This window comes from Streptococcus sp. 11273D007BT (assembly GCF_053547195.1).
Map to the genome: position 1 here is coordinate 1771475 of NZ_JBPWPE010000001.1, position 16641 is coordinate 1788115.

Below are 16641 nucleotides of genomic sequence, written 5' to 3' on the forward strand. Positions count from 1 at the left end.
CCTACTGAAAAAGCAGAGTTAGTTTCCTAACCCCACTCCTGTTTTATAGATAATCTCTTGGAATGCGATCACTAAGAAGACAAAGTACTTCGTAATTGATAGTCCCTCTTTTTTCTGCAATAGCTGTCGCAGAAATCACTTTTTCCTTATTTGTTCCAATTAAGGTCACTTTGGTGCCTAAAGGATACACTTTTGGTAAAGAAACCGTGATTTGATCCATCGATACACGACCAACGATTGGGCAAGGCTCCCCATCTACCAGCACACAAAAACCTTGCATATCTCTGGTCCAACCATCTGCATAACCAATAGGAATCGTTCCAATCACTTCTTCTTCAGTTGTTCGATAACTTGCTCCGTAACCTACTGCTTCTCCTTCAGACAAGACCTTCACATGTACCAATTCGGACTCCAAGCTCAAGGCAGGTTTTAAATCATAAGGCAACTCAAGGACAGTACCACTTGGATTAAGACCATAAATCACAAGTCCTAAACGAACAGCATTAAAAACCGTATCTTTATGCCAAAGACTCGTAGCAGAATTACTAGCATGAACCATTTCTGGAACCCAGTCTAGACCTTTTAAAATTTCTTTAAAACGAGAGAGTTGAGTATCAAAATACTCCTTTGAGGCTTCATCAGCTGTCGCAAAATGGGTAAAAATGCCTTCTACAAAAGCTGACTTATCCCCTAATATCGCCAAAGCTTGATTAACATCACTTGCTGTCCTAAAACCAATCCTTCCCATTCCTGAGTCTACTTTTAAATGTACAGATAAGCCCGTTAAATCAATACCTTTACGTTCAGCCAAGTCAAGCCACTCTAAACTAGCAATGGTTAAGCAGATATCATGCTCCAAGGCCAAATTAATCTCTTCTGGCATCAAGACACCTAAAACTAAGATAGATTTTTTAATCCCTGCTTCTCGCAATTCCAAAGCTTCATCCAAATTCGAAACACAAAAGCCATCAACTTGTGACTCAATTGCCCTTGAAACCGCTACTGCACCATGACCGTAAGCATTAGCCTTAACCACAGCAAAAGTTTTTGTCTTTTTATCTAATGAAGACTGAACTTGATGGATATTGTAGGTGATTGCCTCCAAATCAACATGAATGACAGTTGGTCTATGTGGACTTGAAATCATACTTCCTCCTCTAAAATAACACTAGCTTGGACAAAATTTCCTGAATGACTGATACTCACGTGAACAGAACCTGAAAAGGGATGCTTTGAAAAATAAGGTGCCCCTTTAGCATCTGATAAAATTTCTAAATCTTGAAATCGCAGTCCCTTAACCTCTATTCCCGTTCCATAGGCTTTTGAAAAGGCTTCTTTGGCTGACCAACGCCCTGCTAAATAGGTGAGTTGCCTTTTTCCCATTAAATCAGCAAAAACCAACTGTTCCTTAGGGGTCAATACCTTTGTGACAAAGTTTTTATTTTTTTTATAAGCCTGCTGAATCTTACTAATCTCTTGTAAATCTATCCCGTGTCCTACAATCATACGTCTTATCACCAAAAAGAAGAAGGGGGAATGCTTATAAGCCTCTTCCCCACTCCTTTTTACTACCTGTTATTATTTGATTAAATCTTCAAACGAATCATGTCCTAGTGTTGTATAGATTTCACGAATCATTTTTTCTGTTTTTTCCCAACCCAAACATGGATCTGTAATGGATTTACCAAATACCTCTGGCTCATCTTGACGACCATCTTCAAGATAAGACTCAATCATGAAACCACGAACATATTTATTGATTTTTTCGTTCCAATCACGGTTAATCAAAGTCTGACGGACAATACGCATCTGTTCAAGGTACTGTTTGCCTGAATTATCATGGTTAGTATCTAAAACGATAAATGGATTTTTCAGTCCCATTTTTTCATACTGAGCAATAGCTTTGAGCAAGACATCATAGTAGTAGTTTGGTTCATTTTCCCCATGCTCATTTGTTGCCCCACGCAAGATGGCATGGGCAAGCGGATTACCGTCTGTTTCCACCTCAGCATTATGGTAGATAAAGTTTTGAGCTGATTGCGCTGCATAAATCCCGTTGAACATCACATTCAGATTACCTGATGTTGGATTTTTCATACCCGTTGGCACATCGATACCTGATGCTACAAAACGATGCTCCTGATCTTCAACAGAGCGCGCTCCAATCGCATGGTAACTGACCAAGTCATCTACCAAAGGGAGATTAGACGGGTAAAGCATCTCATCTGCCGTTGTTAAACCTGTCTCTGTAATCACACGGTAATGAAGGTTACGAACAGCAGCAATCCCATTGATCAAATCAGGTAACTTAGAAGTGTCTGGTTGGTGCATCAGCCCTTTATAACCATCACCGTTCGTACGCGGTTTTGCAGTATAAACACGCATCACCATAAAAATACGATCTTTTACTTCTTCTTGTAATTTAGATAAACGATGAGCATACTCTAAAACAGCTTCTTCATTATCCGATGAACAAGGGCCAATCACCAAGAGAACACGATCATCCTCTCCTTTGATAATTGCCGCCAATTCTTTATCACGTGCTTCTTTTTTAACTAAAGCATCTCCAGATAGTTTTGAAAGTTCTTTCACATCTGAGACTTTAATGGTCTCACTTTTTTGTCTAATTGCCATAAATTATTTTCCTAACGAATCATAAAGTTCATGAACAAGCTGTTCAGTATTGTCCCAACCAAGACATGGGTCTGTGATAGACTTACCAAAGACTTCTGGTTCATCTTGACGACCGTCTTCAAGGTAAGACTCAATCATAAAACCACGAACATATTTTCTAATTTTTTCATTCCAGTCACGATTAATGAGTGTTTGACGAACGATGCGCACTTGCTCAAGGTAATGTTTGCCTGAGTTATCATGGTTAGTATCAATCATGATAAACGGATTTTCAAGTTGCATCTTTTCATACGTTTCAATCGTTTCAAGAAGATTGTCGTAGTAATAGTTTGGAATATTTTTACCATACTCATTAACAGCGCCACGTAAGATAGCATGTGCTAGTGGGTTACCACTTGTTTGCACTTCTTCCCCATTAAATAAGAAGTTTTGTTGGGCTTGTGCCGCATACATAGCGTTAAACATAATGTTTAAGTTACCTGACGTTGGATTTTTCATTCCTGTTGGCACATCAATTCCAGAAGCCACAAAACGGTGTTGTTGGTTTTCAACCGAACGCGCCCCAATAGCAATATAAGACACCAAATCATCAACAAGGGATAAATTCTCTGGGTAAAGCATCTCATCTGCTGTTGTGATACCAGTTTCTGTAATCACACGGTAGTGAAGATTACGAACTGCTTTAATACCATTGATTAAGTTTGGTGCACCTTTTGCATCTGGTTGGTGAACTAACCCTTTATAACCATCACCATTTGTACGTGGTTTAGCTGTATAAACACGCATCACCATAAAGACACGATCTTTGACTTCTTCTTGAAGTTTCGCCAAGCGATGAGCATACTCTAAAACAGCTTCTTCATTATCTGATGAACAAGGTCCAATCACTAAAAGAACACGATCGTCTTCTCCACGCATAATGGCTTCTAATTCCTTATCGCGTGATTCTTTTTTGGCTAAAACATCGCCTGTGAGACGTGTAGCACTTTTAACATCTTCCAAATTAATTTTTTCACTTGTTGCTTTAAATGACATATTTTTTCCTACTCTTTATAATTGTTGTCGTCCGTGGCAGTTTTTAAATTTCTTACCAGAACCACATGGGCATTTATCATTGCGACCAACACCACTAAAATCTAGTTTCTCTGTTGATACTTCTTCACCAATTGGTTTTGCCGCAATATTTTGCGTTGCCGTTGTAGTAGCTTGATGACTCGCACGTTCGCGTTCCACATTTTCATGAATTTGTGCTTTCATCATGGTCCGTGTCACATCAAACTCAATTGCTCCAATCATGTCGTTAAACATTTTGAAACCTTCTGTCTGATATTCGACAATTGGGTTATTTTGAGCATAACCACGAAGACCGACTGCGTTACGCAATTGATCCAAAGCATCAATATGGTCAGTCCACTTGCTGTCAACGACCATTAAAATCAATACTTTTTGGAACTCTATTAGCTTGTCAATATCACCTTTAAATTTAGCCACTTGACGATCATAGACTTCCATAGCACGATCATATAATTCTTCTTTTAGCTCAGCTGCTTTCAAACCTGTTAAATCAGCCAGCGAAATGGACTCTTCTGGAACAAGATTTAAACGTGCAAAGTTTAAGATAGCCTCTAAGCCTTCTTCTTTGGCACCATAATGGGCATCAACTTGACGATCAATGGTTCGTCCAATCATAGAGCGAATTTCTGGTCCTAGATCACGAAAAGCTGTAATGACATCATAACGCTCTGCATAGATAATCTCACGCTGTTCACGCATGACATCATCATATTGAAGGACTTGCTTACGCATGTCATAGTTGTTTCCCTCAACACGTTTTTGTGCGGATTCTACTTGACGAGTAAACATGCGTGATTTAATCACAGCATCCTCTTCTTCCAGACTCATACGATCTAAGAAGGCTTTGATACGGTCTGAACCAAAACGACGCATCAATTCATCTTCAAGAGAAAGGTAAAATTGCGACTCTCCTTTGTCCCCTTGACGACCTGCACGTCCACGAAGCTGGTTATCAATACGACGACTCTCATGGCGTTCCGTTCCAATCACACACAAGCCACCTAGATCAAGTACACCTGCTCCAAGCTTAATATCAGTACCACGACCAGCCATATTGGTCGCAATGGTAACTGCACCACGTTGACCTGCATTCATAATAATCTGTGCTTCTTTTTCGTGGTTTTTAGCATTTAAAACTTCATGTGGAACACCAGCTGCAACTAATTTTTTAGAAATAAGATCACTTGTTTCAACAGCAACTGTACCAACCAAAACAGGCTGTCCTTTTTCATAGCGACGTTTCACATCTTCTACAACCGCATTAAATTTAGATTCCAGAGTCGGATACAACAAATCAGGATGGTCAATACGTTGAATCGGACGGTTTGTCGGAATAGGAATAATACGCATATTATAGATTTCACGAAACTCTTCCTCTTCTGTCTTACCTGTCCCTGTCATACCCGAGAGCTTTTTATACATACGGAACATATTTTGGTAAGTGATAGAAGCACTTGTCTTAGATTCATCTTGAATTGGGACACCTTCTTTAGCTTCAATGGCTTGGTGTAAACCGTCAGAGAAGCGACGACCTTCCATTGTACGACCGGTAAATTGATCAACAATTAAAATCTCTTGTTCTGGACTAACAACATAATCCACATCTAAGGCCATAATATAGTTTGCACGAAGGGCGTTATCGATAAAATGTGTCAAGGCTACATTTTCAATATCATACAAATTATCAAGATGGAAATAAGCCTCTGCCTTATCAATTCCTGAATCCATAAGCCCGATGGTCTTTGTTTGAACATCGATAGCGTAGTCTTCACGAACCAGTGTTTTTACAAACATATCTGCTCGATGATACAACTGATTAGTATCAGAACTGGCCGGTCCAGAAACAATCAGTGGTGTTCTGGCTTCATCGATCAAGACTGAGTCAACCTCATCGACAACTGCAAAATTTAATGGTCGTTGAACCATATCCTCTTGACGAACCACCATGTTGTCACGAAGATAGTCAAATCCAACTTCAGAGTTGGTAGAATAAGTAATATCACATTGATAAGCTTGACGTTTTTCGTAAGGCGATTTGGCTGCTAAGTTAATTCCAACCGAAAGCCCTAACCAGCTATACAATTCTCCCATTTCAGTCGCATCACGTTCAGATAAGTACTCATTAACTGTGATAACGTGTACACCTTCTCCTGACAAAGCATTGAGATAAACAGGCATGGTAGCTGTTAAGGTTTTTCCTTCTCCGGTACGCATCTCTGGGACATCACCATGGTGGAGTACAATACCTCCCATGATTTGAACACGATAAGGATATAAGCCTAGTACCCTTTTAGCTGCTTCACGTACAACTGCAAATGCTTCTGGCAAAAGATCATCTAAACTCTCACCATATTGGTATCTCTCTTTAAATTCTTCTGTCTTAGCTTGCAAAGCCGCATCTGACAGGCTGTCCATTTCATCCGCATAGCTTTCAACTTTTTTTGCTATACGTTCTAATTTTCTTAATTCGCCTTTTTCATTTTCAATGATTCTGCGTATAATATGTGCCATCTGAATTCCTTTCGATAGTCTTATCACTCCATTTTAACATATTTGAGACTTTTCTTCAATCATTGAGACTAGCTTCTTCACGCCGTACGCATGAAGAAAAATCATGTACCTTTTTCCAACCGTGTACATTTTCAAAATATTTTTATGATAATTGCATATGGATGTTGATTTTTCCTCGTCTTCACCTACATTATTAATAAAAATATAACTGTTATGAAAAAGCAGGATTTGAAAAACAAAGTTTTCTTCATGCACTTGTTGTGTCATCTTGCATTATATATAAAAACAAAACACACCTCAAAAGTTAGACAAATTCTCTAACCTTTGAGATGCTATTATCCTTTTATATCACTTTACTCATGACTGTAACTTGCAATTACTTCTAAATTATCTCCCTCAAACGACCAGTGTTTGACGGTATGCGGTAAAATAAAGTGGCTGCCTTTTTGAATCGGATAAACCGTTTGATCAATAATTAGACGCCCCTGTCCTTCGATGACACTAACTAATAAATACGGCGCCACTTGCTTAAACTCAACCAAACCACTCAAGGTCCAATGATAAACTGTAAAGAAATCATTGGATACCAAAAGGGTACTATCTAATCGATCCACATGTAAAGAAACAGGCTTACTATTGGCAGGTTCGCCAATCGTTAGAACATCTACTGCTTTGTCTAAATGCAATTCACGCAAGTTCCCTTGATCATCAGGTCTGTCAAAATCATAGACACGGTAAGTTGTGTCGCTAGATTGCTGCGTTTCAAGAACCATGATGCCTTTTCCAATAGCATGCATGGTACCACTTGGAACATAGAAGAAATCACCAGCTTTAACAGGAATACGCGTCAAAAGATGCTCCCAGTCTTTATTATCTATTAAAGCTTGCAACTCTTCCTTGCTCTTAGCTGTATGTCCATAGATGATCTCAGCTCCTTCTTCTGCTGATAAAATATACCAGCACTCTGTTTTTCCAAGCTCCCCTTCATGAGCTAGACCGTAAGCATCATCTGGATGAACTTGCACACTTAACCAATCCTCAGCATCTAGGATTTTTGTTAATAAAGGAAAAACCTCGCTCTTAGGATTTCCAAATAATTGAGGTTGCTCACGATACAAACGATCTAAGGGCACGCCGGCATAAGTCCCATTTTCCACTATGGATACGCCATTAGGATGAGCAGAAATCGCCCAATACTCACCTGTCTTTTCACTTGGAATATCGTAGCCAAAAACGTCTCGTAAACGACTACCTCCCCAAATTTTTTCCTGCATCACTGATTTTAAAAATAGTGGTTCCACAATTACCAAACCTCCTAAATATTTTTGACATCTAACAATGAGTAACCTCTGACATCGTAACGATTACGACTACGAGAATACTCGACAGGACGACCATCTTCTAAATAAACAGCCTGCTCCACCTGAAGAACTGGGGTTGTCTCGTCACATTTCAAATACGCCATATCATATTCATCTGCTCTATCAGCCGTAATATTCCTATAGCTACCAACAAATTTTAAGTTTAAGGTCTCATGTAAATAGTCATAGATGGAGTGTAAGAGTACCTCCTCATCAAGCCCTGGAACTAAATCACAAGGCATGTAGGTATGTTCAATGACATAAGGTTCTTGATCCAACAGACGAAGACGAATGATGTGATAAACTGGTGATGTCAGACCAATCTGTAAGCGTTCTGAGATTTCTTTGGAGGGAAAGGCTACTTCAAATTTAATAATACGGCTTGTCAATGCTCTGCCATCTTTTTCAAGGTCCTTACTCAAACCATTAAAATTATTCAGCCTAACTTTTGTATCTCGAAGATTCCAAAAGGACGAATCTAATACTTTGGTGCCATTTCCTTGTTTAGAATAAATCAATCCTTCTATCGTCAAGATCTCGACAGCTTTTTTGACAGTCATCCGACTAGCATGAAATTCTGTCGCTAATTCCGTTTGAGTAGGCAATAAGGAGTCTACGGGATAGACTCCTTGTGCAATTCTTTCACGGAGAATATTAGCTATTTCTTCATACTTACTTATTTTAGCCATGATTTCTCCTCACTCCATCACTTCTTATGCCTATTATAATACAGAATCCTCTTGCTTGTCTAGTACACGAAGGAAAGGATACCAAATCAGCCCAACAATCACAACATCAACCAATTGGAGAAGACCACCCATGATAGAATTAGTTGCCATCATCCCGCTAAAGAAGAGAGGCACTGTCCATGGCACAGAAACACCTGTTGGAGCTGGAACTATTCCAAGTGCCATAACGGTATAGTTGATGGCTGTTACCACAATTGGGGCTACAATCCAAGGAATAAGAATCGTCGCATTCATCACAATTGGTAAACCAAAGATAACAGGCTCATTAACGTTAAAGATACCTGCTCCAAGTGCTAGTCGCCCAACATCCTTGTACACTTTTTTCTTAAGAACAAATGCCATAATCAGAACAACTGCAAGGGTCATTCCTGAACCACCTAAACCAACGGTAAAGGTTTCAATAAAGGACTTACTAATAATGTGTGGTGTAGCTTCACCAGCTTGAAAGGCTTCCAAATTTTCAAGGTTTAATGTGTTCCAAATTGGATCCATTACTGAGTTAACGAGAACTTGTCCATGTAAACCAAAGAACCACATGATTTGAATCGCAAAGATCGCAATTAATGTTGCCCCAATACTACCTCCCAAACCAATTAATGGCGCTTGAATGACTTTATAGATCACATCGTGGAGATTAACATGGAAGAAGTAAGTCACACAGGCATGTAGCGCAAGGAAAATCGATAGGGTTAATGTACCTGGAATCAGAGCAGCAAACGATTTGGCAACAGCAGGTGGCACAGTATCTGGCATCTTAATTTGCCAACCTTTTTTACTCATACGACTATATAACTCTGCTGCAACAAAAGCTGTAATCATTCCTAAGAACATCCCTTTAGCACCAAGACGATCTAAACTAAGCACACCACTAATCGCTTCACCCTTTTCAGGTTCGATAAAAAATGGTGTCAATATCAAGAAACTTGAAAGAGAAACTGCACCACCAAAAACCCCTTCAACATCATAAGATTTTGAAAGATAATAACCAATACCAAATACAACAAAGACTGTCATAATAGACATGGTTGCCATCTGACCATTTCCGAGTAGGTTGTAAAGGAAGGTTTTCGTATCGTCATTGAAAAACGGCAAGTTGTTGAAAACCACAATCAAGGAACCAAACATGGTGATTGGAAAAGATAGCATAAAGGCATCCCTTAGTACAGCTAGGTACTTGTTTGATCCTAGGGCATTGGCAATTGGTAAAAGTTTATCACTCAGTTGATCTAGAATTTTATTCATCTTCTTTCATCTCCTTTATTTTCTACGACTTGATTTTTCGATGTAACTCCAACATTTCTTTGGCAACTTCTAACAACGTCATCGTTGTCATCAAATGGTCCTGTGCATGGACCATGATAATCTCAATTTTTATCTCAACACCGCTAGCATAATGTTGTAACAATTCCGTTTGAGCATGGTGAGCTTCAACTAATTCCTTGTTAGCACTTTCTAGTTTCTCAACAGCCTCTTCATAGTCGCCAATTCTCATTAAGGCAAACGCTTCATGGATATCTGAACGAGCAGTACCGCTATGTAGGATAATCCCAAAGGCCGAAACCTGTAATTCTTCTGCGTTCATCTAACTTCTCCTATTATGACAATTGCTCTAAAACCACTTTCCCAAGCCCTTGAATACCTGTTGGAATTGGGACGTAAGCTTGAGGTGGAATTTGGACAACAGGTCGCCCTACTTTCTGACCAGTTTTCTCAAATTGCTTAAAATACATCCGTGTTTGTGGACTAATGAGATAAACATCATAAGCTGCACTCTCAATCACTTTATTTCCTTCGGTCGCACCGATCGCTTCGATAGTGATATCATGTCCTTGTTCTTGTAGATAGTCTGTTGTTTTCTTAGCCATAAGAGATGAAGACATCCCCGCTGCACAAATAATTAAGGCTTTTGCCATTTTAATTCTCCTTTACTTAGTTTAGTAGGCTTCTTTTATTTTTATATTATTTTTAAATACCGTTTTGTTCCGCAACCGCTTTAAACCACTCCCCTGATTTTTTAATGGTTTTCACTTGCGTATGAATATTATTTGAGATAAATCCATAGCGGTTGCGATAGGCATTGCTCCATGACCAACAATCAATTGGCGTCCAAAGGTGATAACCAAAGCAATTTGATCCTTCTTCGATTCCTCTATGAAGACACTCTAGATGCTCACGGATAAAATCAATCCGATAGTCATCTTGAATCTGACCGTTCTCATCCAAGAACCGTTCTTCTCGTGAAACCCCCATACCATTTTCAGAAACAAACCATGGAATATTCTTGTAATTGTCACGAATATTGATGGCAATATCGTACATGGCTTCCGGGTAGATTTCCCAGCCCTTATCAATATTCATCCGACGTCCTGGCATATCATAATGGTCATAATAGCGGGTAGGCATCCAGTCACCAACAGAATTCGGAGCGATGTCTGGTGCTTTCACACGGTTGGGATGGTAGAAGTTGACTCCAAGGAAATCTACTGTATTGTTCTTGAAAATCTCTGCGTCTTCTGGTTCTGTTTGCCAGATAACCTTATCGCGCGTCAAGACCTCTTCAAGTTCTGCTGGAAAATGGCCGTAAATAGCTGGTTCCAAGAACATCTTGTTGTTCCATAGTTCAGCAAATTTTGCTGCTTCTTGGTCAGCTGGCGCTTCTGAGGCTGCATAGGTAGGCGTCAAATTTAAGACTGTACCAATGCGTCCCCCATTCTTGGCCAAGTCCAATTCACGATACTTGGCAATGGCTTTGGCAGAAGCCAGATTGAGATGATAAGCTACCTGAACAGCTTTTTTCCCATCAACTACTTTAGGATAGTGGAACTGATAGAGGTACTCTCCATCAACTACTACCATAGGCTCATTGTGGGTCGTCCATTCTTTGACACGGTCACCAAAGTGTTTGAAAGCTTGTTCAGCAAATCCAACATAGAGATCCACCACATGACGAGAATCCCAACCACCATATTTGTGATAAAGCTCCACTGGCAAGTCAAAATGGTGCAAGTTTATAATCGGACGAATACCATTTTCAATAAAGCAATCAATCACCTGATTGTAGAAAGCAACCGCATCCTGATTGACTGTATTAGTTTCCAAATCATCAATCAGACGTGTCCATTGAATAGAAGTCCGCACACTGTTAAGACCAACCTCTTTCATGAGAGCAATATCTTCACGAAAACTATTGTAAAAGTTGGAAGCCGTATCTGGACCAACCTGATGATAGAAGGCTTCTGGTTCTATCTCATACCAGTAGTCAAACATATTGGCATGTTTTTTAGCAAAACGCCCTTCGCTTTGGGGACCTGATGTGGCTGCTCCCCACCAAAAATCTTTCGGAAATGTTTTCATCTGACTAGATCCTTTCTCCTTTTAAAATTCTAAAAATAATATCATTATATTTGGGAAGGTGCTCGTGACTATACTCAAGATAAAAAATCAATTACCAGCACACATACCCCACTCCTAAAGCCTGCTGATCTTAACTCGTCTACTATTTATTAAACCTCAGAGACAATTAGTCTCTTCAGCACTTCGTGCCCAATCACAGTAGCACCTGCCAAGGTCGGATGAACACCGTCATCGCCTGTGTAGTATTGGGCGGAATACAGAATAGCCTGTTCATTCAAGAAACCATCCAAGGCAACAAACTCCAAACCGAACTCCTTGACCAACCGTCGAATGATCTGAAGTTTTGGATCCAAATCCACTCGCCATTCTTGGCGATCCATAGGATAGGGCAAAACAAAGGGTTCTAAAACCAAGATTCGTTGCAGACCTGCCCTTACCAGGCTTGTCAGCAACTTGCGGTATTCTCCTTCAAACCGGTCCTGTTCTGTTTGACTACCGAAGGATTCTTGACCAACATTATGCCAAACATCATTAATGCCCACCATGAGTACCAGAACAGTTGGATGAAGATCAAGACAGTCATGGATACGAGCATTCAAATCCGCAACCTTGTCTCCACCGATACCGCAGTTGAAAAATTCAAAACGGTAGTCAGGATAATGGAAGAGTAAATGAGAAGCAACAAAGTGAACATAGCCATATCCCAGACTTTGTGCATCTTCTTTATCTCTTCCCCACTCTGTAATCGAATCTCCAAAAAAGACAATTCGGTCCTGTTTTTCTAATTTCATTTTTCTATCCCAATGTTATTTTGAAAATGAGCAACTACTCCAAGAAGGTTGGCATCATTATAAAATTGGCAAGTGTCAAGAGAGATGGTTAAATCTTGTGCTCCAGTTTTTTCTCGTAGATGATCAATTTGTTTAGAAACTTCCTCCACAAGACCCGGACGTTTAGAAAGTCCTCCTCCCAAAACCACCAAGTCAGGATTTAAAACCAAGGCTGCATTAAAAATTCCCTTTCCTAATGCTTGAAATAGGCTATCAACTGCTTGTCTGGCACTTTCATCCCCGTCATCTGACAATTGGAATAATTCCTGACCTGAAATAGATGTCGGTAGATCCTTTTCGCTTGAATAACGATTAGCCACATGGACTGGACTAGCTGATTGGCTTAAGGTATAGCCCTTATCCAGCATCATATAGCCGAATTCTCCCCCAAAAAGATTAATCCCCTTATGCAATTTGCCATCAATAGCCACTGCACCACCTATTCCTGAACCAATGACAAAAAAGAGTACCGTATTAGCAGACTTTGCCACTCCATAGGCTAATTCAACTAAGGCAGCGCAATTAGCATCATTTTCAATGGTGACGGGCAACTGAAACAAGTCTTCCAGTTCCTCTACTATCTTAAAATCATGGATATAAGAAATAGCACTAATACCACGAATCACGCCTGCTTCAACATCCACTGCTCCAGGACTACTAATAGCAACACCTTCCAAAGTCTCTCCTTTGAATGACTGCTTCACCTCTGATAGAAGCGCTTTCATTTCTTTCCAAGATAAAGGGGTTGTAAAAGACCGCGTACTTTCCAGTTCTTTATCTTTATACAGAGCGTATTTGACAGCCGTGCCCCCAATATCAAATACTAGTAATGCCATTTTTGATCTCCTTCCCTTTAACTGACTCTAGTATACTACAATATTTTTTAAATGTCTATACATTTATTTTATTTTTATATACTTTTCTTTTTAAAACTATTCTTCGTGTAAGTCAATATGGTTTAAAAATACATTGCTAACTAGATAAAAGAAAACAAAAAACTTGAATCTAGTCAACACTAAATCCAAGTTTCTTACTATTAATTTGAAATTTTCTTCGCTAGGGCGAAGTTTCCTAAGGTCGCTGAACCATTTTCAGCAACAGCAGGTGTAACGATATAATCTTTCACATTTGGAACTGGTAAATAACCATTCATAAGAGCAGTGAATTTTTCACGAACACGATTCAACATATGCTCTTGAGCCATGACACCACCACCAAAAACAATGACCTGTGGACGATAAAGGAGTGTAGCTTGAACTGCAGCTTGTGCAATGTAGTAAGCTTGAACATCCCAAACCTCAGAGTTTAATTCAATCAATTCACCACGAACGCCTGTACGCCCTTCAAGTGATGGTCCTGCAGCTAATCCTTCTAGGCAGCCATTATGAAATGGACACATCCCATCAAACTCATTTTTAGCATCATAAGGATGGAGCGCCACATAAGTATGACCTGCCTCAGTATGACCCATGCCACCAATAAACTCACCATTTTGAATCGCACCTGCACCAATACCTGTTCCAATTGTATAATAAACAAGGCTTTTCACACCCTTACGCACAAGTGTCTCACCATAAGCTGACGAATTGACATCCGTTGTAAAGTAAAATGGAATCTTGAATTCCTTAGCAATTAAACCAAGAAGATCAACATTTGACCAGTGTGGCTTTGGAGTAGAGGTGATATAACCATAAGTTTGTGAGTTAGGATCAATATCAATTGGACCAAATGAGCCAATCGCAATCCCCGCTAGACGATCTTCATAGCGTTTAAAAAATTCTACTGTACGTTCAATTGTTTCGTATGGAGTAGTCGTTGGAAACTGTGTTTTTTCGATCACTTGAAAATTTTCATCACCGACCGCACAAACAAACTTTGTTCCTCCAGCTTCTAAACTACCATATAATTTTGTCATAAAAAATGTCCTCTATATTTGTCTTTTTATACGATTTTAACAAAAAAATTACTAACTGAAAAGCCTTTTCCAACTAGGATAATTGGAAATCCTCAAAACGTGATAAAAGGATTTAGACTAGAAAACTGCCTAAACCCTTTATCAAATTTTTATTTCAAATCAAGAAGGTCAGCACCTTTAGCAACTGTACCAGTTGCAAGTGGTGTTACCTCAGCATATTCTGCTGTGTTGGTTACAATGATCATAGTTGTATCATCAAGACCTGCTTCTTTGATTTTAGCTGGTTCAAATGTCGCCAAAACATCTCCTGCTTTAACTTTTTGATCAGCTTTCACTTTTGGAGTGAAACCATTACCATCCATAGATACTGTATCGATACCGATGTGAATAAGGATTTCAGCACCTTTATCAGTTTTAATACCATAAGCATGACCAGTTTCAAAGGCGATGGAGATTGTACCGTCTGCTGGTGCATAAACTGTGTTATCGCTTGGTTTAATGGCAATACCTTTCCCCATAGCTTCGCTTGAAAATACAGGGTCATTAACATCTTTAAGATCAACAACTTGACCTGCAAGTGGGTTCACAATAACTTCAGCTGTAGTTCCTTCAACAAGGTTACCTGTTGTTGCTTCTTCTGCAAGCTTAGTGGTTTCTTGATTATCTGCTACAGTTGTATCTTCGTCCTCATAACCAAAGAAGTAAGTGAAGGCAAAACCAAGAGCAAATGATACCGCAACCATTAGAAGATATTGTGGTAATTGACCGTTAAGGTAAAGAAGCGTACCAGGAATGATAGTGATACCAAAACCTGTACCGGCAAGACCAAGAAGTGATGCTAACATACCACCGATGGCACCAGCTCCAAGTGATAGGAAGAATGGTTTACGGAAACGTAAGTTAACCCCAAAGATAGCAGGCTCAGTAATACCCAAGAAAGCTGATAGGGCTGCTGGGAAAGCAAGAGCTTTCAATTTAGCATTTTTAGTTTTCACACCAACGGCAACAGTCGCTGCACCTTGAGCTGTCATAGCCGCTGTCATGATAGCGTTAAATGGGTCAGCTTTTGTACTAGCAATCAATTGTGATTCAAGCAAGTTGAAGATATGGTGAACACCTGATACCACAATAACTTGGTGAAGACCACCAATAATCAAACCAGCAAGACCAAATGGCAATGAAAGAATAGCATTTGTTCCGACAAGGATGTAGTTTTCAACGACGTGGAATACTGGTCCAATAACAAATAGACCAAGAATTGACATGATAAAGAGTGTCAAGAAAGGTGTTACCAAAAGATCAAAGACATCTGGAACAACTTTACGAATCGCTTTTTCAAGCTTAGCTCCCAAAATACCAATGATGAAGGCTGGAAGAACTGATCCTTGAAGACCAACTACAGGAATAAATCCAAAGAAAATAGTTGGTTTGACATCACCACCTGAGGCAACCGCCCAAGCATTAGGAAGTGAACCAGAAATTAACATCATCCCAAGAACAATACCGATAACTGGGTTACCACCAAATACGCGGAAAGTTGACCAAACAACTAAAGCTGGTAAAGCGATGAAAGCTGTATCTGTCAAGATTTGTGAATAAACGTTCAAATCTTCAGGCAAGGTAATATTAAATGCTCCAAGTAAGCCACGAAGACCCATAAAGAGACCTGTCGCTACGATAGCTGGAATGATTGGAACAAAGACATCACCGAAAGTACGAATAGCACGTTGGAACCAGTTTCCTTGTTTCGCTGCTTCTGCTTTTTGCTCAGAAGTTGTTGACGTTGGCAAACCAAGTGCGACAACCTCATCATAAATTTTATTAACTGTACCAGTACCAAAAATCAATTGGTATTGACCAGAGTTAAAGAAAGCACCTTGAACTTTCTCAATGTTTTCTGCTTTGTCTTTGTCGATTTTTGCTTCATCAACAACCATGACACGCAGACGAGTTGCACAGTGAGCGACACTGCGTACGTTATCGCGACCGCCTAGAGCCTCAATAACCTCTTTTGCAATTTGTGTGTTATCCATTTGCAAAACCCCTTTTTCTTTTTTTCTTCGTGAAAGCGTTTCACTTTATTACAAAAACTATCTTATCATGTTTTTACAATATGTCAAGCGTTTTGCAGATTTTTTTAGTTGGCTAGAGGGAAGATGGGACTCTTTTATATGAAAACGTTCATCATAAAATACCAAATCAATAAGCAAACA

General features: G+C 39.6%; 15 protein-coding genes. All 15 read right to left on the reverse strand.

All coding sequences use genetic code 11. The annotated features are described in order from the left end of the window. Positions 1-43: 43 nt before the first annotated feature. Positions 44-1147, reverse strand: coding sequence for an alanine racemase (gene alr, locus ACEE75_RS08955; protein WP_447575218.1), 1104 nt, complete (start codon positions 1145-1147; stop codon positions 44-46). Further along, positions 1144-1506: a holo-ACP synthase gene (gene acpS, locus ACEE75_RS08960; RefSeq protein WP_447575217.1), complete on the reverse strand. Its 363-nt coding sequence runs from the start codon at positions 1504-1506 to the stop codon at positions 1144-1146. Before acpS ends, alr begins: the two co-directional genes overlap by 4 nt. A gap of 72 nt (positions 1507-1578) precedes the next feature. Next, entirely contained in the window at positions 1579-2634 is a 1056-nt protein-coding gene (locus tag ACEE75_RS08965) for a 3-deoxy-7-phosphoheptulonate synthase (protein WP_427896377.1), read from the reverse strand. Between the two features lie 3 nt (positions 2635-2637). After that, entirely contained in the window at positions 2638-3669 is a 1032-nt protein-coding gene (locus ACEE75_RS08970) for a 3-deoxy-7-phosphoheptulonate synthase (protein WP_427896379.1), read from the reverse strand. 15 nt (positions 3670-3684) lie between these two features. Continuing rightward, positions 3685-6219 (reverse strand): preprotein translocase subunit SecA, encoded by a 2535-nt coding sequence (gene secA, locus ACEE75_RS08975; RefSeq protein ID WP_447575216.1) that lies wholly within the window; start codon positions 6217-6219, stop codon positions 3685-3687. Between the two features lie 353 nt (positions 6220-6572). Beyond that, entirely contained in the window at positions 6573-7523 is a 951-nt protein-coding gene (gene manA / locus ACEE75_RS08980) for a mannose-6-phosphate isomerase, class I (protein WP_447575223.1), read from the reverse strand. An 11-nt stretch (positions 7524-7534) separates the two neighbouring features. Then, entirely contained in the window at positions 7535-8260 is a 726-nt protein-coding gene (locus tag ACEE75_RS08985; RefSeq protein WP_354369678.1) for a GntR family transcriptional regulator, read from the reverse strand. A 42-nt stretch (positions 8261-8302) separates the two neighbouring features. Beyond that, positions 8303-9571, reverse strand: a complete 1269-nt coding sequence (celB, locus tag ACEE75_RS08990; protein ID WP_447575214.1) for a PTS cellobiose transporter subunit IIC — start codon at positions 9569-9571, stop codon at positions 8303-8305. A 22-nt stretch (positions 9572-9593) separates the two neighbouring features. Further along, positions 9594-9911 carry a PTS cellobiose transporter subunit IIA gene (locus ACEE75_RS08995; RefSeq protein ID WP_447575212.1) on the reverse strand — a complete coding sequence of 106 codons (318 nt, stop codon included), beginning with the start codon at positions 9909-9911 and terminating at the stop codon, positions 9594-9596. Positions 9912-9924: 13 nt separating this feature from the next. Next, entirely contained in the window at positions 9925-10242 is a 318-nt protein-coding gene (locus ACEE75_RS09000) for a PTS cellobiose transporter subunit IIB (RefSeq protein WP_354369675.1), read from the reverse strand. 52 nt (positions 10243-10294) lie between these two features. Beyond that, entirely contained in the window at positions 10295-11683 is a 1389-nt protein-coding gene (locus ACEE75_RS09005; RefSeq protein WP_447575211.1) for a glycoside hydrolase family 1 protein, read from the reverse strand. Between the two features lie 149 nt (positions 11684-11832). Beyond that, positions 11833-12474 (reverse strand): SGNH/GDSL hydrolase family protein, encoded by a 642-nt coding sequence (locus ACEE75_RS09010; protein ID WP_354369673.1) that lies wholly within the window; start codon positions 12472-12474, stop codon positions 11833-11835. Beyond that, entirely contained in the window at positions 12471-13349 is an 879-nt protein-coding gene (locus tag ACEE75_RS09015) for an ROK family protein (protein WP_447575209.1), read from the reverse strand. The genes ACEE75_RS09010 and ACEE75_RS09015 overlap by 4 nt, the downstream gene beginning before the upstream one ends. Positions 13350-13549: 200 nt before the next feature. After that, positions 13550-14428: a fructokinase ScrK gene (scrK, locus tag ACEE75_RS09020; RefSeq protein ID WP_447575207.1), complete on the reverse strand. Its 879-nt coding sequence runs from the start codon at positions 14426-14428 to the stop codon at positions 13550-13552. Positions 14429-14577: 149 nt separating this feature from the next. Further along, positions 14578-16461 carry a sucrose-specific PTS transporter subunit IIBC gene (locus ACEE75_RS09025; RefSeq protein ID WP_354369670.1) on the reverse strand — a complete coding sequence of 628 codons (1884 nt, stop codon included), beginning with the start codon at positions 16459-16461 and terminating at the stop codon, positions 14578-14580. Between the last annotated feature and the right edge of the window lie 180 nt (positions 16462-16641).